The organism is Methylobacterium ajmalii, assembly GCF_016613415.1.
Lineage (GTDB): Bacteria > Pseudomonadota > Alphaproteobacteria > Rhizobiales > Beijerinckiaceae > Methylobacterium > Methylobacterium ajmalii.
Genome location: NZ_JACWCT010000103.1, coordinates 104746 through 127942 on the forward strand (window position 1 = coordinate 104746; position 23197 = coordinate 127942).

Below are 23197 nucleotides of genomic sequence, written 5' to 3' on the forward strand. Positions count from 1 at the left end.
AAGGAGGGCTCCAGAAGTCTCAGGGCTAGCTGGAGCCCTCCTTCGAGGTCAGTCGATCTGCGATCGAGTGCGATCTATGATCGCCAACACCTCAGGATGAGGTTGCGGGTGGGGCGAAGCGGGCGTTTCGTCCGATTGTTCTCCGAACGATCCGTCAACCCCGCCCATCCAGCAGGTGGTCGAGGATGCGGCCTTCGAGGGCCGCCAGCTCCGGGTCGCCGCGGCGACGCGGGCGGGGCACCGGCACCGCCACGTCGAGGGCGATGCGGCCGGATTCGACGACGAGGATGCGGTCGGCGAGCGCCACCGCCTCGGCGACGTCATGGGTGACGAGGAGGGCCGTGAAGCCCTGCGCGCGCCAGATCCGCTCGATCATCGCCTGCATGTCGATGCGGGTGAGCGCGTCGAGGGCCCCGAGGGGCTCGTCGAGGGCGAGCATCCCCGGACGGCTGACGAGGGCGCGGGCGAGGGCCACCCGCTGGCGCTGGCCGCCCGAGAGGGTGGCGGGCCACTGCTCCGCCTTCTCGGCGAGGCCGACTTCCGTGAGCGCCGATGCGGCGCGGGCACGCCGCTCCGCCGCCGTGCCGCCGCGCAGGCCGACCGCGACGTTGTCGAGGACGCTGGCCCAGGGCAGGAGGCGCGGTTCCTGGAACATGATCCGGCGCGGGGCGTCCGGGCGCGGAGTGCCCTCGCCCTCGACCGCGACGCGGCCGGCGCTCGGCGCCTCGAGGCCGAGGATCAGGCGCAGCAGGGTGGACTTGCCGCAGCCCGAGCGCCCGACCACGGCGACGAACTGGCCGGCCGGGATGTGCAGGTCGAGCCCGTCGATGACCGGCTTGCCGCCGTCGAAGCTCTTGGAGAGGCCGCGCAGGGTGAGGCCGAGGCCGGGAGCGGCCCGGTCGCGGGCGATCTCGCGGTCGATGGCCTCGCGGCGCAGGCGCGCAGGGGCGGCGGGGGCGCCCTCGAACCGGCGCAGGGTGCTGGCGAACATGTGGGGAGACCCTGGTGAGGAAATTCCGGACGCGGGTTGGGAGTCAGGCGGCGCGGTAGGCGGGGTTCCAGGCGAGGCAGGCGCGCTCGAGCCGGCGGGTGGCGAGGTCGGCGACCTTGCCGAGCAGCGCGTAGATCAGGATCGCCAGCACCACGACGTCGACCAGCATGAACTCGCGCGCCTGCATCGCCATGTAGCCGAGCCCGGAGGAGGCCGAGATCGTCTCGGCGACGATGAGCGTCAGCCACATGATGCCGAGCGCGTAGCGCAGGCCCACGAAGACCGACGGCAGGGCGCCGGGCAGCACCACGCGCCAGAACAGCTCGGGCCGCGACATGCCGTAGATCCGGCCCATCTCGACCAGCTGCGGATCGACCGAGCGGATGCCGTGCAGGGTATTGGCGTAGATCGGGAAGAACACGCCGAGCGCCACCAGGAAGAGCTTGGCCTCCTCGCCGATGCCGAACCACAGGATGACGAGCGGGATCAGCGACAGGTGCGGGATGTTGCGGATCATCTGCACGGTGGTGTCGGTGAGGCTGTCGGAGAGGCGCGACAGCCCGTTGGCGAGCCCGAGGGCAAAGCCGATGCCGCCGCCGATCAGGAAGCCGCTCGCCGCCCGCAGGAAGCTGACGCCGAGATTGGTCCAGAGCTCGCCGGTTTCGGCCAGCCGCCAGCCGGCCGCCGCCACGTCGAGGGGAGCCGGCATCAGCCGGGTCGAGACCAGCCCGGCCGAGCCGGCGGCCTGCCAGCCGAGGAGGATCGCGGCCGGGAGCAGCCAGGGGGCGAGGCGGCGCGCGACCGAGGCGGGGGAAGGGAGGGCGGGCCGGGAGATCGCGGACATGGGAGGATCAGCCGTTCTGGGAGGCGGGCGTGCGGAGCGCGTCGGCGATCCGGATCGGCCGCGGGATCAGGCCGAGGGCGTGGAAGCGGTCGGCGACGCGCTGCTGCTCGGCGATGGCGCTCGGGGTCATCGGGCCGATGACGTAGTCGGTGCGGTCCACCGCCCGGCGGGTCGCGGTGAGCGGCACGCCGGTACCCCTGGAGAGGAGGGCGGCCACCTCGCCGCGGTTGGCCTCGCACCAGCGCGCCACGCCGGACAGCGCCTCGAGCGCCGCGTCGAGCACCGGGGCGCGCTCGGTCGCGACGGTCCTGTGGGCGAGGAAGAAGTTGTTGGGCTTGGCGATGTCGGTGGCGAGCGCCAGCACCCGGGTCGTCGGCTGCATCTCCGCGATGGCGAAGTACGGGTCCCAGATCGTCCAGGCATCGACGCTGCCGCGGGCGAAGGCGGCGGCCGCATCGGCCGGGGCGAGCGTCACCGGCTCGATGTCGCGGTAGGTCAGCCCCGCCTTCTCCAGCGCAGCGATGGTGAGGTTGTGGGCGCTCGACGCCTTGGCGAAGGCGACGCGCTTGCCCCTCAGATCCGCCAGGGTACGGATGGGCGAATCCTTCTGGACCAGCACCGCCGCGCCCGAGCCCGCCGCCTCCTGGGCCGCCACGTAGACGAGGGGCGACCCGGCGGCCTGCGCGAAGACCGGCGGCGCGTCCCCGGTCTGGCCGAGATCGAGGGCCCCCAGGCTGATCGCCTCGAGGAGCGGCGGGCCGAACGAGAACTCGACCCAGGTGACCCCGACGCCGAGGGGCTTGAGCGCCGCCTCGATCGCCCCTTGCTGCTTGGCGACGACCAGGATGCCGTTCTTCTGGTAGCCGATGCGCAGGGTGTCGGCGCCGGCGGCCGAGGCCGGCGAGGGAGCCGGCAGGGCGACGCCGGCGAGCACCGCCGCCAGCAGCGTGCGACGGTCGATCACCGGGCACCTCCGGCGACGCGGGCGAGGGGGGCGGCCTCGGCGGCCCGGGCGCCGGCCAGCGCCGCGAGCTGGGCGCCGGCCTCGGCCACCCGCTGGCGTATCACCACGGAGTCGAGGCCGCCGTCGCGAAAGTCGGGATCGGAGGCGTAGACCGCCGTCGGGACGGTCAACGCGGTGAAGAAGCCGAAGAGCGGGCGCAGGGAATGCTCGACCACCAGCGCGTGGCGCGACCCGCCGCCGGTGGCGGCGAGCGCCACCGGCTTGCCGGCGAGCGCCTCGGGCGAGACGAGGTCGAACAGGTGCTTGAACAGGCCCGTATAGGCGCCCTTGTAGACGGGGGTGCCGACCACGAGGGCGTCGGCCTCCTCCACCGCCTCGACGATGCGCCGGGCGGGCAGCGAGAGCTGGTCGCGGGAGAAGGCTCCCCCGAGGCCCGGGCCGGCATCGACCAGATCGAAGATCCGCACGTCGACCGGCACCCGCACGGCGGCCTCGGCGGCGATCGCCTCGACCAGGGTGCGGGTCTTCGAGGGCCGCTGGATGTTGGCGGAGAAGCCGACGAGGCGCAGGCGCGTCATGGAGGTCCATCCGATGCTCGAGGAGGGCGGCACGGCCGGGGCGTCCAACCCCCGTGCTGATGCCTCTACGATGCCGCCGCCCTCAAGATCAGTCAACGAAATGGAATTTCAAATGAATGTATTGAGGGAGTAGTTATTGCCATAAAGACGAGATATTTGAGAAAATACGATTTCCCGGCGCTCGAAACCTGGAACGATGACGCCGCGCACCGGGTCCGACCGTCTCCCTCGACCGGACGGGCGCGCGCAGCGCTGCGCCGGCCGGGCGGAACTCGGATCCGGATCCATGGGACCGGATCTACGGGCTCGCCGGAACCGGGCAGCGAGGCCGGCCCGGCCGCCACGGATCGAGCGCAGGATCGGGATTAAATCCGACCTGCGAACGTGCATGGCAGTCGAGAGCCGCTATATGGGAGTGTCTGCCGATAAAAAGAATACCGGGCGATGTAAAAATACTCCACCTCGACACGGTTCACGATGATCGACATCGGCGCATCATTGGGGTAATCGACCGCCCGTGCTGACGGATCGTCGCGGACAATCCGTTTCGGCATCTTGCAGAGCACCTTGCCAGGGGCCCCGACGATGTTCAACATGTTCAAGTCGCAGACCTCGCTCGACCTCACGCCGCGGACCTGCCTCGCGGTCTCGCTGATCTACTGCATGGGTTCGGACGGCGAGATCGACCCGGAGGAGGTCGGCCACCTGATGTCCGTGCTCGGCCGCCACACGACGCGCCAGCACCTCGAATCCGCCGTCCGCTACGCCCGCGCCACCCAGCCGGCGCAGTTCCTGGCCGACGCGGCGCCCCGCCTGCGCCCGGACCAGCGGCTCTGCATCGTCCTCAACATGATCGACAGCGCCATGGCGGACGGCGAAGCCGAGCCGGGCGAGCAGCGCCTCATCATGCAGTTCGCCGAGGCCTTCGGCCTGTCGGAGCAGGAGCTGACCCCGTACTTCAAGGCCCTGGTGGCGAAGAACGACCGGGCGGTGCTGGACCGGTGAGGCGAGGCGGCCGGGCGTGCTCCGATCCGCTCGGCTCGCAAGATAAACGCGGGCTTCCCCGTCCGCCTCCGCGGGCAGGGCAATCGCATCGCGATCGGCTGCGATCCGATCCGCACTGCGGATGACACCAGACAGCGGCCTCTCCGACCGGGGAGGCTGCTCGATGGATGCGCCGTGCCAACAGCGATCCAGCATATTCAGATGACCTTCGCCGACATGCGATGGCCCTGCCCCTCGGGAGAGGAAATCCCGCGCCTGATTTTGCGATGATTTTTTTGCGGATGGCCTGATGGAAAAGTAGAGAAGGTCGCGATTGATCGCTTGCGATGCGGCGCGAGGGCATCGAGCGCATGACTCGCCCCTCCCTCACCGGAAATCCCGGCTCCCGACCCGCAGCGGCCGGGCCGCACCCCGGGCATCGGCACCGCCGCGCCGCGCCTCGTCCCCCCGGCCGCCATCGACCGCCAGGGGCTCGCCCGGTGCGTCCTCGGCCACGCGGGCGAGCAGGTCCGAGCGGTCGATCAGATGCTCGGCGACGAGGTGGATCACCTCGCCCTCGCGCTGCACCCGGCCGCGGGCGGCCATCAGGCCGGCCTGGAGGATCAGGGTGCGCTGGCGGGTGAACAGGGACGGCCAGATCACCAGGTTGGCGGTGTCGGTCTCGTCCTCCAGCGTGATGAACATCACGCCCTTGGCCGAGCCCGGCTTCTGGCGCACCAGCACCAGCCCCGCCACGGTCACCCGGGCGCCGTCGCGCAGCCGGCGGAGCGCCGCGCAGGCCGAGACGCCGTCGCGCGACAGGCCCATTCGCAGGAAGGCGAGCGGGTGGCGGCCGAGGCTGAGGCCCGAGGCCCGGTAATCCGCCACCACGGCGGCCCCCTCCCCCAGGGGGATCAGGCGCACCGGCGGCTCGGCGATCTCGGGGAGCGGTGCGGCCTCGCGCCGGTCGGCCGCCGCGAAGAGCGGCAGCGGCTCGGGCGCGAGGCCGCGGATCGCCCACAGGGCGGCGCGGCGATCGAGGCCGAGGCCCGCGAAGGCGTCCGCCGCGGCCAGGCTCCGCAGGCCCTTCAGCGACAGCCCGGCCCGGCGCCACAGGTCCTCGACCGAGCGAAACAGGTCGGCCTCCCGCACGGTGGCGATCCGGGCGCCGTCCTGGTTCCCCAGGCCCCGGACCAGACGCAAACCGAGACGCACCGCCAGCCTCCCCTCCCCGGCCGGCTCCAGGGTGCAGTCCCAGCGCGAGGCGTTGACGTCGATCGGCCGGATCTCGACGTCGTGGGCGCGCGCGTCGCGCACGATCTGGGCCGGGGCGTAGAACCCCATCGGCTGGGCGTTGAGTAGGGCGCAAGCGAACACGTCGGGATGGTTGCACTTCAGCCAGGACGAGGCGTAGGCGATGAGGGCGAAGGAGGCGGCGTGGCTCTCCGGGAAGCCGTAGGAGCCGAAGCCCTCGAGCTGGCGGTAGGTGCGGGCGGCGAAATCCGGGTCGTAGCCGTTGGCGATCATGCCGCCGACGAGCTTCTCCTCGTAGAGGGTGATGGTGCCGTCGCCCTTGAAGGTGCCCATGGCGCGGCGCAGGCCGTCGGCTTGCGCCGGGCTGAAGCCGGCGGCGACGATCGCGACCTGCATCGCCTGCTCCTGGAACAGCGGCACGCCGAGGGTCCGCTTCAGCACCGCCTTCAGGGCCTCGGTCGGGTAGGTGACCGGGTCGATCCCGCGACGCCGACGCAGATACGGGTGGACCATGTCGCCCTGGATCGGGCCCGGCCGCACGATCGCGACCTCGATGGTGAGGTCGTAGAGGTCCTTGGGCTGCATCCGCGGCAGCATCGCCATCTGGGCCCGGCTCTCGATCTGGAACACCCCGATCGTGTCGGCCTTCTGGATCATCTCGTAGGTCTTACGATCGTCCGGCGGGATGTCGGCGATCTCCCGCGGCGGGCTGGTCTCGGGCCGGTGCTCGGCGAGTAGCGTGAAGGCCCGGCGCAGGCAGCCGAGCATGCCGAGCCCAAGCACGTCGACCTTCATGAAGCGCAGGGTCTCGATGTCGTCCTTGTCCCATTCGATGATCTGGCGGTTCTCCATCCGGGCCGGGACCACCGGGCAGAGGTCGTCGAGCCGGTCGAGGGTGAGGACGAATCCGCCCGGATGCTGGCCGAAATGGCGCGGCGTGCCGATCAGCGCCCGGGCGATCTCCAGCGTCAGGCGCAGGCGGCGCTGCGAGAGGTCGAGGCCGAGCGCCTTGGCCTCGCGCTCGCCGACGCCGTCGCGCGACCAGCCCCAGACCAGGCGGGCGAGCGCCCCGGTGACGTCGTCGGGCACGCCCAGCACCTTGCCGACCTCCCGCACCGCGCCGCGGGCCCCGTAGCGGATCACCGTGGCGGTGAGCGCGGCGCGCGCGCGGCCGTAGGTGGCGTAGATCCACTGGATCACCTCCTCCCGGCGCTCGTGCTCGAAATCGACGTCGATGTCGGGGGGCTCGTCGCGGGTCTCGTTGATGAAGCGGGCGAAGAGCAGGCCCTGGTCGACGGGGTCGATGGCGGTGATGTGCAGGCAGTAGCAGATCGCCGAATTCGCCGCCGAGCCGCGGCCCTGGCACAGGATGCCCTGGGAGCGGGCGTAGCGGACGATCGCCTCGACGGTGAGGAAGTACGGCGCGTATTGCTTCTTGGCGACGAGATCGAGCTCGTCCGCGAGCTGCTTGCGGACCGCCTCCGGCACCCCGGCCGGGAAGCGCTTCGCCGCCCCCTCCCAGGTCATCGCGGCCAGCCGCACCTGCGCCGGCCGGCCGTCCTCGCCGGCCTCGTCCGGGTAGGTGTAGGTCAGCTCGTCGAGGGAGAAGCGGCAGGCTTCGGCGATGGCCGCGGCCCGGGCCAGCGCCTCCGGGTGGCGGGCGAACAGGCGCGCGGTCTCGTCGGGCTCGTGCAGGTGGCGCCCGGCATGGCGCTCGCGGGCAAAGCCCGCCGCCTCGATCGTGGTCTTCAGGCGGATGCAGGTGACCACGTCCTGCATCATCCGCCGCTCCGGGACGTGGTAGAGCACGTCGCCGAGGGCGACGGTCGGCACCCGCGCCGCCCGGGCGAGGCCGGCGATCTCGGCGAGCCGCAGGTGGTCGTTGACGCCGAAGCGGCGCGACAGGCCGCAGGACAGGTCTTTTCCGAAGATCGCCTTCAGCAGGCGCAGGCGCTCCGTCAGGGTCTCGTCGGCGCGGTCGGCCGGCAGTACCGCGAGCAGGCCCCGGCTCCACTCCGCCACGTCGGCGGTTGTCAGGTGGCAACCGCCGCGGGGCGCGCGCTCGCGCGAGCGCCCGAGGGTGAGGAGCCGGCAGAGCCGGCCATAGGCCGCCCGGTCGGTCGGGTAGACGAGCAGGCTCCAGCCTTCCGCGAGATCGAGCCGGCAGCCGACGACGAGCCGGCAGCCGGTGGTACGCGCCGCCGCATGCGCCCGCACCATCCCGGCCAGCGAGTTGCGGTCGGTGACGGCGAGCGCCCGGATGCCCAGGAGGGCGGCGGCCGCGAACAGCTCCTCGGGCGAGGAGGCGCCGCGCAGGAACGAGTAATGGGTGGTGACTTGGAGCTCGACGGTCATCGGGGGCGCGACCGGCTGCCGACGACGGCACCGTCGGCATGTCCCGTCCCACCCGCGACCTCCTCCCGAGCTGCGACCGTCAGCGAGCCTCGAAGGAGGGCTCCGGATGTCGCGGTGATCCCTGGAGCCCTCCTTCGAGGCTCCCTCCGGTCGCACCTCGGGACGAGGTCGCGGATGGGACGAGATCCGGCCCGATCGAGCAGGCTCCGAGCGATCCGGCGCATCACGCCTCCCCCAGCCCATGCAGCCACCAGCGCGCGCCGTCCCGGGTCAGGCAATCGCGAAACAGCCAGTAGCGGGCGCCGGTCTCGTCCTCGACCCGGTAATAGTCGCGGGTGGCCGCGACCTCGTCCTCGGCGAGCCACCACTCGCCGAAGATGCGCTCCGGCCCGTCGGCCCGCGCCACCCGGCGGCGGGTGCCGCGCCAGGTGAAGGCGGTGGGCGGCGCGTCGGGCAGCGCGGCCAGGACCGCCACCGGCTCCGGCACGGGCAGCAGCCGGCCGGGCCGCGGCAGGTCGGCGGGCCAGGTGACGCCGGTGGCCGGGCTCAACGGGGCGACCCGGCGCACCGCCCGCTCGGGCCACTCGCTCTCGACCGGGCTGCGGCGAAACACCCGGCCGGGCCCGAGGCGCAGCACCAGCCGGTCGACGAGCTCGGCCATCGCGTCGGGGTCCGGCTCCTCGCCGGGGGCGGCGAGCTGGCGCGCGTCCAGGCGCTCGACGCGGGGAGCCGACAGCCGCGCCTCGTCGAGGCCGTGGCCGGGATCGATCTGCGGCAGACGCTCGGTGAGCAGGCGGGCGAGGTGGGTGGGGTCTCGGCTCGGCCGGGCGGTGCCGACGCTGACCGCCTGGTCGAGGCCGTCGACGCGGCGAAACACCAGGTCGAGCCGGCGTGCCCCGAGCCCGTGCCGGGTAAGCGCCTCGGCCAGCATGGCGCAGAGCCGCCCGGCCACCCGGGCCAGGGTCTCGGGCGCCCCGATCGGCTCCGGGAAGGCGAGGCGCACGGCGTGCTCGGCCGGGGGCGCGAGATAGGCGAGCGGCTCGGGGGCATGGCCGAGGGCCTGGTCGAGGCGGCGGCCGGGCTCCTCGCCGAAGCGCAGGCGCAGCGGGCCGCGCGGCTGGTCGAGGAGGTGGGCGACCCGGGTGAGGCCGAGCTGGGCCAGACCCGAGACGGTCCCACGATCGAGGCGCAGGGCCCAGAGCGGCAGGTCGAGGAGGTGGGGGCGCTGCCCGGCCGGCGGCAGCACGGTCTCCGGCGGCAGGCAGCGGGCGGCGGCCCAGGCGGCGCCCGGCGTGTCGGCGAGCGCCACCCGCACCCGGTAGCCGGCCCGGGCGAGGCGCCGCCGCAGGGAGCCGAGCAACGCCGCCTCGCCGCCCTGCAGGTGGGCGGCGCCGGCGACGTCGATCCAGATCCCGTCCGGCGGGTCGGGGGCGACGAGGGGCGCGTAGATCAGGCACCAGGCCGCGAGGCGGTGGAGCGCCGCCGCGTCGCCCTCCGGGTCGGCGGCGATCACCGCGAGGCCCGGCACCATCGCCTGCGCCTGCGCCAGAGCGAGGCCGGGGCGCAGGCCAGCCGCCCGGGCGGCCCGGTCGAGGGCGGTGATCACCCGGCGCGGCCCGTCCTGGCCGGCGGCCACCACCGGCTCATCCGGCGGCGGCCCGCCGTGCCGGCGCCGCCAGCGGTCGGTCGGCCAGCTCGGCAGGAAGACGCAGACGACCCTTCGCATCGGGAGCCTCGAGGAGCCAGGTGCGGGGCTCGGCGCCCCGGGCGCGAACGAGCGCCACGGTCCAGCGGGCCCGCGACAGGCCCGGGACGGAGAGAGCGGGAGACGGCGCCGCGGTGACGCCCCAGCGGGTGGCGGCGGCGTTGGGCTCGGGCACGGCGGCGCCCCAGCGGCGGATCACCAGGGCGAGGCCCCCGCTGCCCTCGGCGGCGAGCTGGAGCCGGCGCGACGGGGTGAGCCCGAGCCGGGCGACCTCGCCGACCACCGCCGCGAGGCCGCGATGGCGCAACCCCTCCTCCATGGTGGGCAGCACCTCGGTCTCGCGCCGGGTCTCGGCGTAGAGCACCCGGTCGGGATGGAGACCGACCGCGGCGAGGCCGGGGGCGAAAAGGTCGCGGCGGGTGAGGCACCACAGGACCGGGCCGGGGAGCCGGGCCAGGATCGCGGCGACGAACAAAGCCGCGAGCGCCCCCTCCCCGTCCACCGGGCCCGCCGCCAGCACCTCGTGCACCGCGCCGAGGCGCAGGCCCCCGCCCGGCAGATGGGCGTCGATCGGGTCGACGCCGAAGGACAGGACCGGACGTCCCGCCGCCTCGGGCGCCAGCCCGCCGATCTGCTCGCGCAACGCCGCGAGCTGCCGTTCCCGCCCGGCCTGTCGCATCTCATGCCCATCACCGACCGAAACCCGAATATGTTCCTGTTTTGTTCGGTTTCGAGGGGGTGTCAACCGGGGCTGTGGACGGACGGCCCGATCGGCCCCCGGAATCCCGGCTCCCTGTTGACGGCAGCGGGGACAACGGCCTCGGCCCGAGTCGCAAGGCCTTGGACCACAACGCGATCGGTCCGGCTCGGGGCCCGCGCCGGATGCGGGCATAGCCGTGGGACAACCCGCGCCAAGCCGCCAGGATCGCCGCTGAGCTGGATTCGGGGCCGGTAGGTGCCGTACAACTGTCCCCGGCACGGACGGGCCTCCACGGGCCTCCTGGCGGAGAATCCGGGGTTTCGGGCTCCGACCGTGCCGGGGGCGAGAATCGAGGTCGGGCGCGAGCCCGGAATCGGGCCTCGCCGGGGCCTGCCGCGGGCCCCGGACGGCACGCCGACTTGCCTACGGCGGGCCATCCGCGATTCACACAGCTTTCCAAGCTGTTAATCGGGGCCTTGCGCCGAGTAACCTACGGGCCTGCGCAGAGTCGCCTTCTCGGCCCCCCTGATTCCGCGCAGATGAGCCTACGGGCCTGCGCCGAGTTGCCTACGCGACCGCGCAGACCTGCCTACGCGAACAGGGCTCAAGCCCTTGATCGGCAACGGAAAATCGCCACCCCATATAATACCCATATAGCTCTACGGATTCAGACTCTGAATCTTGATTCTGAATCTCTCATAAAAAGGGATTTGGGGATCAGGAGTTAGGGGGTTCTCGGGCTCGACCGACAGGTGCGCGGATCGCGTGCCGGCTTCGCGGGAGCGCCCTCCCCTCCCCGCTCCGGTTTCAGAGCTCGGGCCCGTCATCCGGCCGAGGCTGAGAGTCTTGGAGCCACGAGCGGCGAGTCGGAGACTCGTGGCGCCCGAGTCCTCGTTCGACAAAGCCCAGAACAACCGGACGCGTTTCCCCGGGGATGAGTCCAGCCGAGGCTTGAGCCGGGTGAACCGACTCGCCTCGACGACCCCTGATGATTCGCCGTCCCGATGCGGGACTCCCTCTCGACTCGCCGGGCCTTGCCGGCGGCCGGATATACTTTGGCGCGACTCCCGCCGCCGTTGCCCCGGAAGGTTGGCGGGAGCCTGCGCCGTCCTGCGGCCGCGTAGGCAATTCGGCGTCGATGCAGTCACGGACCGTAGGCGGGTCTGCGTGGCGACGGTGCCGGAAAAGATGCGGAATCTCAACGCGGAAGCGTTCGATTCCGGGGGGAGCGGCGGTGACCGGAGGCGTAGGCAGTTCAGCGTGCCGGAGGGCGTGTCCGTGGAGTCCGAAGCGTAGGCAACTCGGCGTAGGACGGGCGTGCGGGGCTGGACCGATGCGATCGATCACGCATGTCATTCTGGCGGATAATCGCTCGTATATCCGATGATCAATCTATATCTTGCGCCATGCAGTGTGTTTTTCGAATAAAAATCCGTCTTATTGAGCAGGTAAAACAAAAATATATCTACAAAAATCAAAAATGACCATCGATATGACAGCGCGCCGGGGCTTACGCAGGGACGAGACTCGAACGAGGACTCCGGGACGCGCCGAGAGACTTGCACGTCTCCTGCGCTCCCCACGTCACGATCATGTCCGGATGAGGTACGCCGGGTCGACGAGCGGCCGCCGGGCCAGCGTGAGGCCTCACGGCAGCAGCCGCGATCCCGGCGTCGGCTTACGCGTAGCGCAGGTCGTCGCGTCGAGGGGGGACCGAGCCAGCTGGCAACCGGGACGAGACGGCTCGTGCGCCCTCGTGGGTCAGGCCGCCCGACCATAGGGCCGGCACGCCTCCTCTCTCGCAAGATCCCGGCGGATCCGCACGTCTCCTTCGAGGGCATGTTCGACCCGAGCTGAAGAGTCTATGCCGTTCTCGGCCCCATCCTGGGGCGGTGGCCCATGGAAGATGGACGTAACTCGAAGGAACGATCCAGGGATCGCAGCGAGTTCTGGAAGTCTTCGTCCAAGTCAGTCGATCTTCAATCGCCTGACACCTCGGGATGAGGGCGCGAATGGGATTGAATGTTTCAAGCAAAATCAATGGCTCTCGGGGCGAGCTCTGTGCACGCGCTCGACCACCCGAGAGATGGGATCCGGCGTGGATGCCGAGGAGAAACGCCGGATGGCAGCTCTGCCGGGCAAGCGGATGTCGCGACCGAAAAATGGAACCGAGTCGTCGTCGGATAAAGGAAATAAATCCTATTTATCGTCACGCGGACGACCCTGCACCACCGGCGCGAGACGTCATGCGCAGCCGACGCCCCTCCCCTCTCCCGGGCCGGCGCGTAGGCAAGTCGGCGGAATCAAGCCCTTGCGCGGGCTCGCCTATTCGCCAGCGCCGCCTTGGGCGGCACCAGGAGGTCCTTCGGGTCGGAGGGCAGCAGCTGCATGCCGCCGTCGTCGAGGGTCAGGCGCAGGCGCGGAAACACCTCGGTGAGATGGGCAACATCCTTGCGAAATTCCTGCCGGAAGGAGCGGATCGAGCCGTTCTCGCTGCCGAACTGCTTGTAGAGGTTGTCCCAGGTGAGCCGCAAAGGCCGTTCCAGGCGCGAGAGGCGGTAGCCGACCCAGAACAGCAGGTCGAGCTTGCGCGCCGAACCGGCGAACGCCCGGGCGGCCCGGATGTCGACCGGCAGGGCGTGCTGGATCAGGTTGTCGTAGAACTCGCGGTGGAAGGTGATGGTCGAGGACCAGAGCAGGCCCTGGTCCGGGTGGTTGTGCAGCGGCAGCCACACGTCCATCTGCCGGAATGGCGGCACGTTGAGGGTCGAGGCGCGGGTGCCGTCCCACAGGCCGATCTGCATCGAGCAGGCGGCGAGCCGGTTGAGCTGCTCCTTGAATTGCTTGAGCGTGCCGCGCTCGCCCCCGGTGACCGGAAAGCCCATGTCGCGGATGAACCCCGACATGCTCTGCGCCACCTCGACCTTGGGGCTGCGCTGGCGAACCGCCTCGGTGCAGAGATGCAGCAGAAGCAGGCGCGCCTTCGGGCCGTAGGGCAGCCCCTGCATCTCCATCTCGCCGGTCGACGGGTTGATCAGCCGGCCGGCATTGATGGCGAGGGTGTTGCGGCCGTATTCCCGCGAGACGTTGGTGACGCCCTTCGGCTCGCGATACGGCAGGCCGCACAGCGCCAGCACCGAGTGGATGTGCTGGATGTTCTCGGGCGCCGCCGGTTCGTTCTCGATCACCTCGCGCACCATGTCGCGGCGGCGCGCGTTGCGGGGCAGCCGGGCGCGCTCGGCGGCGGCCTCGGCCTTCAGCACCACCAGCTTGTCGCGCGCTTCCAACTCGGCGTCGCGCTTGGCCTGGCTGGCGCGCACGAAGGCGAGCGTCGCCTTGTAGGCGACGCTGCCGCGCGCCTTCTCGACGATCTCGAGGAGATCGGGGTCGCGCACGCCCTCGACCGGTTCGAGGACGGATGGCGGCGGGGTCGTCATCTCCACCAAGGGGCTCCGCAGGGGCATGTCGCCTTGTGCAGGCGCGCATCGTGACTCTGTTTGGTGGAGTCCTAACGCGCGAAACCCGACTCGACAGAGTCGAGTCGGGCGAGATTCCGAAGCAGAGCGCCAGATTCCTGTGAATCGGTGTGGCTAACCGGAGAGTCTTCATCTCTCCGGCTGCGACGTGGGACGAACCTTAATCGGTCTCGTCGCGGGACTTCGACTCGGCGAACGCGGCGTAGAGTTGCGGAAGACTCTGGATCAGATAGGCGGCGAAGTCCGGCTCGAGGCTGTCATCGACGGTGAGCTGGGTGCCCTGGCGGCCGCGGTCGATCCGCACCACCGGCCGGCCGCCGAGAGTGGTCCACACCGCCGGCACCGGCGCCGGTCGCGGCGCCGGCGCGGTAAGAGCCGAAAACAGCCGGGCGAAGCGGTCGTCCGAGGACAGCTCCGAAAAATCCGGTGTTGCCAGGACGCGGCCGACTACCTCGCCGGCCCCCTCCCGGGCGAGCGCCTCGACGAGCGCGGTCCAGCGCGGCCGCCCGGCCTTCGGTGCCGGGCCGATCGCCGCCACGATGTCGGGCGGCACCGCCCGGCCGATGCTGAGCAGGCGCGAGAGCTGGGTCTTCTCCACCGCGAGCGCCGCCATGACGGTGGCGCGGTCGAAGCCGCGATCCTCGAGCGCGATCGCGAACAGCGCCCGCTCGATGTAGCTGAGATCGGCCCGGGCCGAATTCTCCTGGCCCTGCGCGACGACGAGATCCTCGTCGGTGAGCGTCTTGACCACCGCGCGGACCGGCCGGCCGAGCTCGATCGCCGCCCGCAGGCGACGGTGGCCGTAGGCGACCTGGTAGCGGCCGGCCTCGGTCGGGTGCGGCCGCACCAGGATCGGCACCTGCTGGCCGCGCTCGCGGATCAGCGCCACGAAGGCGGCGTGCTCCTCCGGATCGACCGACAGGCGGTCCTTCACGAACGAGCCGTCGACGAGCGCGGTCTCGAGCTCGACCACCCGGTCGCCCGACGCCACCATGGCGCGGGCTTCCGCCGCCGCGCTGGCGATGCGCCCGAGGCTGCGCCCCATGGCGCCGACGGCACCGGAGCGCACCAGCGGTCGGGGCGCCTCGGTCGCCGGATCGGGCGCCGGGGCCTCGGCCGGGTTGCCAGCTGGCAACTCCGCCGGCGGCGTCTCGCGGTCGAGGGATCGGGCGCCGAGCGCGGCGCGGAGGGCGTCCTTGCGCTTCATGACGGCACGCGTCCCCAGGCGCGGTGCATCAAGGCCTCGATCTCGCCGTTGACCCCGTCGAGCGCCTCGATCGCCCGGTCGTAGGTCGCGCGGGTGAAGCTCTCGCGGCCGATCTCGTACAGGGTCTGCTTCGACAGGCCGGCATCCGACACGGCGGTCGATTTCAGCATCAGGTGGGTGAGAACCCGCTCGCGAAACAGCGAGCGCATGAAGCCGACCATCTGGGTCTGGGGGGCGTCGGACGGCTCGTAGCGGGTCACGACGTAGCGCAGGAAGTCGTAGTCGAGGTCGGCCCCGGCCTCCTGCACCACCCCGAGGAGATCGGAGGCCATCAGCAGGAACTGGCACATCGACATCACGTCGAGCATCTGCGGATGCACCGTCACCAGCATCGCGGTGGCGGCGCAGAGCGCGCCCAGCGTCAGGAAGCCGAGCTGCGGCGGACAGTCGAGGATCATCACGTCGTAATCGTCGGCGACGCTGCCGAGCGCCGTGGCGATGCGGCCGAAGAACGGCTCGGCATTGCGGTCGGCCAGCACCCGCGGGGTGTCGTGCTCGAACTCCATCAGTTCGAGGTTGCCCGGCACGAGGTCGAGCCCCGGGAAGTAGGTCTTGCGCACCACCTCGGAAAGCGGCTTCTGCTCGTCGTCATGGCGGATCGCGGCGTAGAGGGTCTGGTTCGGGCCGACGTCGAATTCCGGCTGGTAGCCGTGGAGCGCGGTCAGCGAGGCCTGCGGGTCGAGGTCGACGGCGAGCACCCGGTAGCCGCGCAAGGCGAGGTACTGGGCGAGATGCGCCGCCGTGGTGGTCTTGCCCGACCCGCCCTTGAAGTTCACCACCGCCAGCACCTGGCAATGCTCGGTGCCGGAGCGGTGGGGCACGTAGCGCTTCGATTTCGGTCCGTCGTCGAGGAGCTGGCGCAGCTCGTTGATCTGGCCGAGCGTATAGGAGCGGCGCCCGCCCGGGCCGATCTCCGGCTGCGGGCCCTTGCTGGCGAGCGAGAGCTGGCGCAGGTAGCCGTCCGCCACGCCGATCAGCTTCGCCGCCTCGCCTGAGGAGAACGAGCGCAAGAGTTTGTGCGAGGCCGGCGGGAAGAGGGTGCGTCGGAGCGCATTCAGCTCGCTCGACAGGGCGCTGCCGTCCTCGGCGATGATCCGGGTGATCGAGGGACGGTCGGAGGCTGCGGCGTTTGCCTGCTCCTGCGGCACATCTGGCATTTACGGTACTCGGGCGCATCGCGGAAAATTTCCGTAAGACGATGCCAGCGTGGCAGTGGCGAGGCAAACGGTTTTTGGTTAACGATCCTTAACCGGCCTGACGGCGGCCGCGGTTGCCAGGTGGCAACGCCCGCCGGAAGCCCAGCGTGGACGAGACCTCCCGCGCCGCGTGCCGGCAACCGCGATAGGGCCGCGCCGCGCCGTGGCTTATGCAGGCCCCGGCTTTGCGCGAGAGGAGACCGGCCGATGGCGATCCTGAGGAGCGTGGACGAACTGGAGCGAATCTACGGCGAGTTCGGTGCGGTCGGCGAGGCCTCGACCGCCAAGGTGACCGACCACGTCACGCCGCATTACCGGTGCTTCATCGCGGCGGCACCGTTCGTGTCGCTCGCAACCGTGGGGCCGGACGGGCTCGACTGCTCGCCGCGCGGCGACCGCCCGGGCTTCGTGCGCGTGGCCGATCCGTCGACGCTGCTCCTGCCGGACCGCCGCGGCAACAACCGGATCGACAGCCTGCGCAACGTCGTGCGCGATCCGCGGGTCGGGCTGATGTTCCTGATCCCCGGCATCGGCAACGCGCTCAGGGTCAACGGCCGCGCGGCGATCGACGACGATCCGGAGCTGTGCGCCTCCTTCGCGGTCGACAGCAAGGCGCCCCGCACCGTGATGGTGATCCGGGTGGGCGAGGTCTATTTCCAGTGCGCCCGGGCGCTGATCCGCTCCGGCCTGTGGCAGGTCGATCCCAGGAGCCTCCCGAGCCCGGGCGAGATCCTGGCCGAGTTGAGCGAGGGCCGGGTCGGCGGCGCGGCCTACGACGAGGCCTGGGCCGAGCGGGCGCGCCGGACGATGTGGTGACGAAAAACCCCCGCGACGCCGGGCGACGCGCGGGGGTTCGGGACGGGCGGAGGGGAGGGTGGACGGGTCAGGCCGCCCGGATGTCGCGCAGGAAGCCGTCGACCTTCTGCTTCACGCTGAGCGATTGCGTCGCCAGCTCGGCGGCGGCGCTCAGCACCTGCGAGGCGGCGCTGCCGGTCTCGCCGGAGGAGACCAGCACCCGCGACACGGTCTGCGACACGTCGCGGGTGCCGCGAGCCGCCTCGCTCGCGTTGCGTGAGATCTCGCCGGTGGCGGCGGTCTGCTGGGAGACCGTCGCGGCGATCGCGGCGCTGATCTCGCCCATCCCGGCGATGGTGCGGTCGATCTGCCGGATCGCCTCCGTCGCCTCGCTGGTGGCGGCCTGGATCGCGCCGATCTGGCCGGTGATCTCCTCCGTGGCCCGGCCGGTCTGGCTCGCGAGTTCCTTCACTTCCGCCGCAACGACCGAGAAGCCGCGCCCCGCCTCGCCGGCCCGGGCCGCCTCGATGGTGGCGTTGAGCGCGAGAAGGTTGGTCTGCCCGGCGATGGTCGAGATGAGGGTGACGGCGGCGCCGATCTGGTCGGCGGCGGCCGTCAGGGCCGCCATGGCGGTACCGGTCGCCGCCGCCTCGTGCGCGGCATGGCTGGCGACCTCGTTGGAGCGCAGCACCTGCCGCTCGATCTCCCGGAGCGAGGAGACCATCTCCTCGGCCGCCGCCGCCACGGTCTGCACGTTGACCGCTGTCTGCTCGGCCGCGGCGCTCGAGGCGACGGCCTGACCGTTGGTGTCGTCGGCGATCTGGGTCATCGAGCGGGCGGTGGCGTCGAGCTCGGTCGCCGCCGAGGTGACGATCTCGAGAGAGCCGGCGATGGTGTTCTGGAAGTCGGAGACGAGACGGTCGATGCGCTGCGCGCGGGCCACGCGGCGCTGCTGCTCTGCCTCGCTCTCGCTCGTCAGGAGGTCGGCCTGGTGCGCCTTGTCGCGGAACACCGCGAGCGCCCGGTTGATCCGGCCGATCTCGTCGTCGCGCTCGGTGCCGGTGATCGCCACGTCGTAGCGCCGGTCGATCAGGGCCTGGACCGTATCGAGGCAGCGCTTGAGCGGCGCTCCGATCAGGGTCCGGCTCGCCGCCGCGACGACGCCGACGAGGACGACGAGGATGAACAGTCCGCCCGCGGCGGTCTCGGCGACGCGCCGGTAGATCGGATGCGTGAAGGCGGTGGCCGGGACGTCCATCACCAGGGCCCAGGTCGTGTTCATGCCCGGCTGGGTGAAGGGATAGACGAGGCGGACCCCGCCGTCCGGGCTGCCCCGGAGGGTGCGCGGACGCCGGTCGGCCAAGGCGGCCGCGACCTCGGCCGCGCCGATCCCGTCATACTCCTTCATCAGGAGGTCGCCCTTCGGCGGGACGATCCACTTGCGGGCGTTCGACAGCAGCAGCACGCGCCCGCTCTCGAACGGCTTCAGGGCCGCGAACGCGGCCGCCAGCCCGCTCAACCGGATGTCGACGCCGGCCACGCCGACGACTGCGCCGTCGACCTTGAGCGGTGCGCTGATCGAGGCGACGAGCTGGCCCTGGCTGGTCACGTACGGTTCGACGAGGAGGCTTGCGCCGGACTGGATCGGGTCGCGATACCATTGCTGCGCGGGATTGACCGGGAAGGTCGCGAAGGCGAGCGTGCCGTCGTCCTTGCGGGTCCAGTACGGCGTGAACAGGCCGGCCTCGTTCTCGTAGCCCGAGCCCGTCAGGGATTTCGCCGCCCGCTTGTCGACGGTGTCCGTCATCCAGGCACCGAAGAGGGTCGGATAATCCTGGATCAGGGCCTTGGTCGCCGCGACCACATCGACCTTGCGCACGCCGCCGCCGCTCAGCTGGCCCGACATCGTGGCGGCGAGCGCCCGGCTGGCGGAGATCGCGTCCACGATCTGGATCGAGGTTTCTGCCGTGGTGCCGGCAGCCTTTTCCGTGGCGAGTTGCAGGATCTCGGCGTTCGTCCGCTCGGCCGCCGTCCATCCCGCGACACCGACGAAGACGAGGACGGTCAGGCCGATCGCCGAGCCGGCCATGAGCGTCAATTTACTGGACAGGCTGCCCTTGGGAATCATCGATCGGTCCCACCATCACCGATGCTCATTGATCGATGACGATGGTTAATAAATCACCGGATCGGAGACCATTTTCGCAACCGAAGGATTCGAAATCGCATATCGGCATGGACGGCCGGCCATACCGGGCGTTCCACCACGCGATTACTCCAGATCCAGGAGTGGTTCCGCCCGCGACACCTGCGGCAGGACCTCGCCGGGCGGGCCCGAGGCGACGATCCGGCCGCCCTCCAGGACGTGCACCGTGTCGGCCCCGGCGAGGCTGGTGAGGCGGTGGGCGATCATGATCAGGGTGCGGGTGCCGGCGAGCCCCTGGACCGCCCGCATCACCACGCCCTCGGTCTCCTCGTCGAGGGCGGAGGTCGCCTCGTCGAACACGATCACGTCGGGGTCGTGGTAGAGCGCCCGGGCGATGCCGATGCGCTGGCGCTGGCCGCCGGAGAGCCGGGCGCCGCGCTCGCCGACGCGGGTCGCGTAGCCTTCCGGCAGGGCGACGACGAAGTCGTGCGCCCCGGCGAGCCGCGCCGCCCGCTCCACCGCCGCATCGTCGATCGCGTCGAGCCCGAAGGCGATGTTGTCCGCGATGGTGCCGTCGACGAGGAAGATGTCCTGCGGCACGTAGCCGATGCGGTTCTGCCAGGCCGGCAGGGTCGTGGCGTCGAGCGCGACCCCGTCCACCGCGAGGCGGCCGGTCGTGGGCGTGAGGAAGCCGAGGATCAGCCCGATCAGGGTCGACTTGCCCGAGCCGGTGCGGCCGACGAGGCCGACCGTGGCGTGGGCGGGGATGACGAGGTCGATGCCCGAGAGCGCCGGACGGCCGGGCTCGTAGTCGAACCCGACGCGCTCGAGGCGGATCGCGTCCCGGAACGGCAGCCGCTCGGAGTTGCGGCGGACGGGCTCCCGCTCGCCGGCGAGGCCGTCGACCACGAGCCGCACCGCCGGCAGGGTGAAGCGCAGGAGCGCGAGCGCGTTGAACACGTTCTGGAACGCCGGCAGCATCCGGTAGCCCGCGAAGGCGAACAGGCCGAGCAGCGGCAGGAGGCCGGCGGTGTCGAGCCCCTGCGAGAGCGCGAACAGCACCACCACGATGACCCCGCCGAAGGCCAGGGCCTCGATGACGAAGCGCGGCAACTGCCCGGTGAGCAGGCTCTCGGCGCTCGCCTGCGCGTAGGCCCGGGCCGGAGCCTCGAACCGGCTCGCGAAGGTCTCCGCCCGGCCGTAGAGCTTGAGCTCGGTCAGGCCGCCGATCGTCTCGTGCACCACCCGGAACCGACCCTCGTTGCCGGCGACCGCCCGGGCGCCGATGCGGGCGAGCCGCGCCCGCACCACCAGGAAGATGCCGACATAGAGCCCGCCGAACCCGGCCCCGAGGATCAGCGCGAGGCGCGGCGAGACGACGAGCAGAAAGACGATGACGGCGGTGGCCGAGGTCGCCCGCGAGGCGATGACCGTGGCGGGGGTCAGCACGCCGACGACGAGGCGGTCGGTCTCGCTCAGGATCGTCTTGGCGAGCTCGGCGCTGTTGGCGGTGGAGAAGAACAGCCGCTCCCGGTCGACGGTGCGAAACAGCAGGCGCCGGGCGAAGCCGTAGCCGACGGCGTGGCTGAAGCGCAGCTGGGCGTAGGTGAGCCCGGCATTGACGCAGGAGGTGACGAGGATCGCGCTCAGCGCGCCGAGCCCGACGACGATCAGGAAGCCGCGGTCGTCGGCGAGCCCGAGCCCGTCGCGGATGGCACCCAGCGCCGGGATGCGCGAGGCCGCCGCCGGATCGCCGACGAGGGTCAGGAACGGCACCACCGAGGCGACGCCGACCACCTCGAGCAGGGCGGCGAGCGCCAGCCCGGCCCCGATCAGCCCGGCGCGGCGGCGCTCGCGCGGGGTCATGGCGCGGAGAAGGTCGATCAGGGCGCGCATCGCGGACTCGTCAGAACGTCGTCGGGGGAGGGGAGGGCGATCAGCGGGTGGAGGACCGCGCGAGGCCGGGCAGGCGGCGGGCCAGCAGCCTGGCGCCGCGCAGGACCTCGCCGGCCTCCCGCACGGACAGCCGCGCCAGCGCCTGGACGAGGCGCAGCGGCACCTGCGCGCAGAAGGCCGTGACGACGAGGGCGAGCGCGGTCGCCCGGCCATGATGCTTGGCGGCGTAGCGGATCTGGCTCTCGAGGAAGCAGGCCAGCCGATGCGCCTTGGCCGCCCGGGTGGTGCCCTGGCCCTCGTGCCGCACGGAGATGCCGGCGAGGTGGCGCACCGCGAAGCCCGCGTCCCAGGCGCGGGCGCAGAGATCGACATCCTCGTAATAGACGAAGAAGCGCTCGTCGAAGCCGCCGAGCGCCGTAAAGAGCGAGCGGCGGATCATCAGGAAGGCGCCCATCACCTGATCGACCGGCCGCTCGTCGGCGTGGTCCCACTCGGTCATGAAGTGGGAGGGGACGAGGCCGGCCCGGTCGAGGAGCAGCGCCTGGCCGAGGAGCGAGCGGGCGGTCGGCCGCCGGGCGCAGGCGCGCTGCACGACGCCGGCCTCGTCGAGGAGCTGCGCCCCGACGATGCCGGTGGCCTCGTCCGCCGTCAGGGCCGCGCGGGCGCCGAGCAGCGCCTCGGCGGTGACCCGCGCGTCGGGGTTGAGAAACAGGATCGCGGCGGCCTCGCCCCGCGCCGCGCCGGCATTGCAGGCCCGGCCGAAACCCTGGTTGTCGGGATTGGCGACCACGGCCGGGCCGTGGCGCAGGCGCGCCAGCCCCTCCAGCGAGCCGTCCGTCGAGGCGTTGTCGACCACGACGACGTGCAGGGCGAGGGCGTCGCCGAGGGCGGCTTCGGCTGCCGCCAGGCTGGCGAGGCAGGCCCGCAGCAGCGCGCCGCCGTTCCAGTTGACGATCACCACGTCGAGGGCGGGGGTCACGGGCGTCACGACAATCCCTTCGGCGGCCCGAGCCGGCCGCGCAGGCCGTCGATCACCGCGCCGGCGAGCCGCATCGCGACGGCGGGGCGGTAGCCGGAATCGGCCCAGACGAGCAGGGCCTGGAGCGGCAGGTAGGTGGCCTGGCGCATCGTCCAGCGCCGGGGCACGTGCGGCAGCCGCCAGGCATAGACGCTGTTGCGCAGGTAGGCCGCCATGCGAAACAGCGGCTGGCGCGGCATCTCGATCCCGAGCGCCCGCAGGCGGATCACCCCGGCGCCGACCCGGTGGGGGAGGGCGGTCCCGGGCTCCATCCAGCAGGCATGGCCTCGGGCCCAGGCGCGAAAGCACCATTCGAGGTCGACGCCGTCGATGAAGAAGTCGCTGCGGAACGGGCCGATCGCCGCGTAGGCGGCGAGGTCGACGAGGGAGCCCGAGGTCGCCAGGAACTCCACCGGCACGAGCCCGCCGCGATCCGGCACGCCCGGCCGGCGCGGATAGGCCGGCGCCTTGCGGCCGGGCGCCGCCTCCGGCCGCGGGCCGACGACCGCCGGGGGCGGATGCGACCCGCGCAGCCGCGCCATCGCCGCCTCGAGGTCCGAGACCTGATCGGGCGTGAAGGCGGCGTCCTGGTCGAGGAGCAGCACCTGGGCCGCGCCCGCCGCGGCGGCGGCCCGCGCGATCGCGTCGAGGGCGCCGCCGACCCCGATATTGCCGTCCCCCGACAGGACCAGGCCGCCGCCGGCGCGCAGCCGGGCCGCCGCCTCGGGCGGCAGGCCGCCATTGTCGAACACGATCGTCCGCCGCGGCTCGGCCTCGGCCCGGGCGAGGAGGGCGGCGACCTGCTCCGGCGTCGGCCGGAAGACCGTGACGCCGATGGCGACCGGGGAGGGGAGGGGCGGGGGCGAGGTTTCGGGCATGCTCGATCGGAGGGGGGCGGCCCGTCGCCCTAGGGCCGTCGGATCACGCCGGTCAATACGCCGCCGCGGCAGCGGAATTGCGGCGATTCGGCCTGCACGCCGATTTCGGCCCCTCGCCTCGATCACCCGTGGACCCAAGCCGAGGCCCGG

16 protein-coding genes are annotated in these 23197 nt (G+C 71.8%); 2 read left to right on the forward strand and 14 right to left on the reverse strand.

The window, feature by feature from the left end:
- Nucleotides 1-154 precede the first annotated feature (154 nt).
- The 4 genes from HPY23_RS20030 to msuE are packed head-to-tail and all read right to left on the reverse strand — an operon-like array spanning nucleotide 155 to nucleotide 3377.
- Complete coding sequence (locus HPY23_RS20030) at nucleotides 155-991, reverse strand: ABC transporter ATP-binding protein (protein WP_091881521.1); 837 nt, start codon at nucleotides 989-991, stop codon at nucleotides 155-157.
- 43 nt (nucleotides 992-1034) lie between these two features.
- Nucleotides 1035-1835: an ABC transporter permease subunit gene (locus tag HPY23_RS20035; protein WP_200601778.1), complete on the reverse strand. Its 801-nt coding sequence runs from the start codon at nucleotides 1833-1835 to the stop codon at nucleotides 1035-1037.
- Nucleotides 1836-1842: 7 nt separating this feature from the next.
- Nucleotides 1843-2799: an aliphatic sulfonate ABC transporter substrate-binding protein gene (locus HPY23_RS20040; RefSeq protein ID WP_091881527.1), complete on the reverse strand. Its 957-nt coding sequence runs from the start codon at nucleotides 2797-2799 to the stop codon at nucleotides 1843-1845.
- Nucleotides 2796-3377, reverse strand: coding sequence for an FMN reductase (msuE, locus tag HPY23_RS20045; RefSeq protein WP_060846929.1), 582 nt, complete (start codon nucleotides 3375-3377; stop codon nucleotides 2796-2798). The genes HPY23_RS20040 and msuE overlap by 4 nt, the downstream gene beginning before the upstream one ends.
- Before the next feature lie 585 nt (nucleotides 3378-3962).
- Here msuE and HPY23_RS20050 point away from each other — a divergent pair.
- A complete protein-coding gene (locus tag HPY23_RS20050) occupies nucleotides 3963-4382 on the forward strand; it encodes a tellurite resistance TerB family protein (RefSeq protein WP_060846930.1) in 420 nt (139 codons plus the stop codon).
- Nucleotides 4383-4748: 366 nt separating this feature from the next.
- Here the strand turns inward: HPY23_RS20050 and HPY23_RS20055 are convergent, their stop codons facing one another.
- From HPY23_RS20055 to repA, 6 genes are all read right to left on the reverse strand, one after another.
- The gene (locus HPY23_RS20055; protein WP_091881530.1) at nucleotides 4749-7970 is read right to left on the reverse strand and encodes an error-prone DNA polymerase; all 3222 of its coding nucleotides are present in this window, start codon (nucleotides 7968-7970) and stop codon (nucleotides 4749-4751) included.
- A gap of 223 nt (nucleotides 7971-8193) precedes the next feature.
- On the reverse strand, nucleotides 8194-9696 hold the full coding sequence (locus HPY23_RS20060; protein ID WP_091881532.1) for a DUF6504 family protein: 1503 nt from the start codon (nucleotides 9694-9696) through the stop codon (nucleotides 8194-8196).
- Nucleotides 9614-10354, reverse strand: coding sequence for an ImuA family protein (locus tag HPY23_RS20065; RefSeq protein WP_091881535.1), 741 nt, complete (start codon nucleotides 10352-10354; stop codon nucleotides 9614-9616). Before HPY23_RS20065 ends, HPY23_RS20060 begins: the two co-directional genes overlap by 83 nt.
- A 2324-nt stretch (nucleotides 10355-12678) precedes the next feature.
- Nucleotides 12679-13812, reverse strand: a complete 1134-nt coding sequence (locus HPY23_RS20070) for a replication protein RepA (RefSeq protein WP_091747057.1) — start codon at nucleotides 13810-13812, stop codon at nucleotides 12679-12681.
- A gap of 199 nt (nucleotides 13813-14011) precedes the next feature.
- Nucleotides 14012-15058, reverse strand: a complete 1047-nt coding sequence (repB, locus tag HPY23_RS20075) for a plasmid partitioning protein RepB (RefSeq protein WP_091881538.1) — start codon at nucleotides 15056-15058, stop codon at nucleotides 14012-14014.
- Nucleotides 15055-16275 (reverse strand): plasmid partitioning protein RepA, encoded by a 1221-nt coding sequence (gene repA, locus HPY23_RS20080; RefSeq protein ID WP_091746799.1) that lies wholly within the window; start codon nucleotides 16273-16275, stop codon nucleotides 15055-15057. Before repA ends, repB begins: the two co-directional genes overlap by 4 nt.
- 246 nt (nucleotides 16276-16521) lie before the next feature.
- On the opposite strand from repA, the gene HPY23_RS20085 reads away from it, so the two are divergent.
- The gene (locus HPY23_RS20085) at nucleotides 16522-17130 is read left to right on the forward strand and encodes a pyridoxamine 5'-phosphate oxidase family protein (protein ID WP_091881542.1); all 609 of its coding nucleotides are present in this window, start codon (nucleotides 16522-16524) and stop codon (nucleotides 17128-17130) included.
- A 67-nt stretch (nucleotides 17131-17197) separates the two neighbouring features.
- Here the strand turns inward: HPY23_RS20085 and HPY23_RS20090 are convergent, their stop codons facing one another.
- The 4 genes from HPY23_RS20090 to HPY23_RS20105 form a co-directional block, all read right to left on the reverse strand.
- On the reverse strand, nucleotides 17198-19237 hold the full coding sequence (locus HPY23_RS20090; RefSeq protein WP_175539833.1) for a methyl-accepting chemotaxis protein: 2040 nt from the start codon (nucleotides 19235-19237) through the stop codon (nucleotides 17198-17200).
- A gap of 144 nt (nucleotides 19238-19381) precedes the next feature.
- Entirely contained in the window at nucleotides 19382-21151 is a 1770-nt protein-coding gene (locus tag HPY23_RS20095) for an ABC transporter ATP-binding protein (RefSeq protein WP_091881545.1), read from the reverse strand.
- 40 nt (nucleotides 21152-21191) lie between these two features.
- The gene (locus tag HPY23_RS20100; RefSeq protein WP_413231075.1) at nucleotides 21192-22145 is read right to left on the reverse strand and encodes a glycosyltransferase family 2 protein; all 954 of its coding nucleotides are present in this window, start codon (nucleotides 22143-22145) and stop codon (nucleotides 21192-21194) included.
- A complete protein-coding gene (locus HPY23_RS20105; protein ID WP_060846938.1) occupies nucleotides 22136-23047 on the reverse strand; it encodes a glycosyltransferase family protein in 912 nt (303 codons plus the stop codon). The genes HPY23_RS20100 and HPY23_RS20105 overlap by 10 nt, the downstream gene beginning before the upstream one ends.
- Nucleotides 23048-23197: the final 150 nt, after the last annotated feature.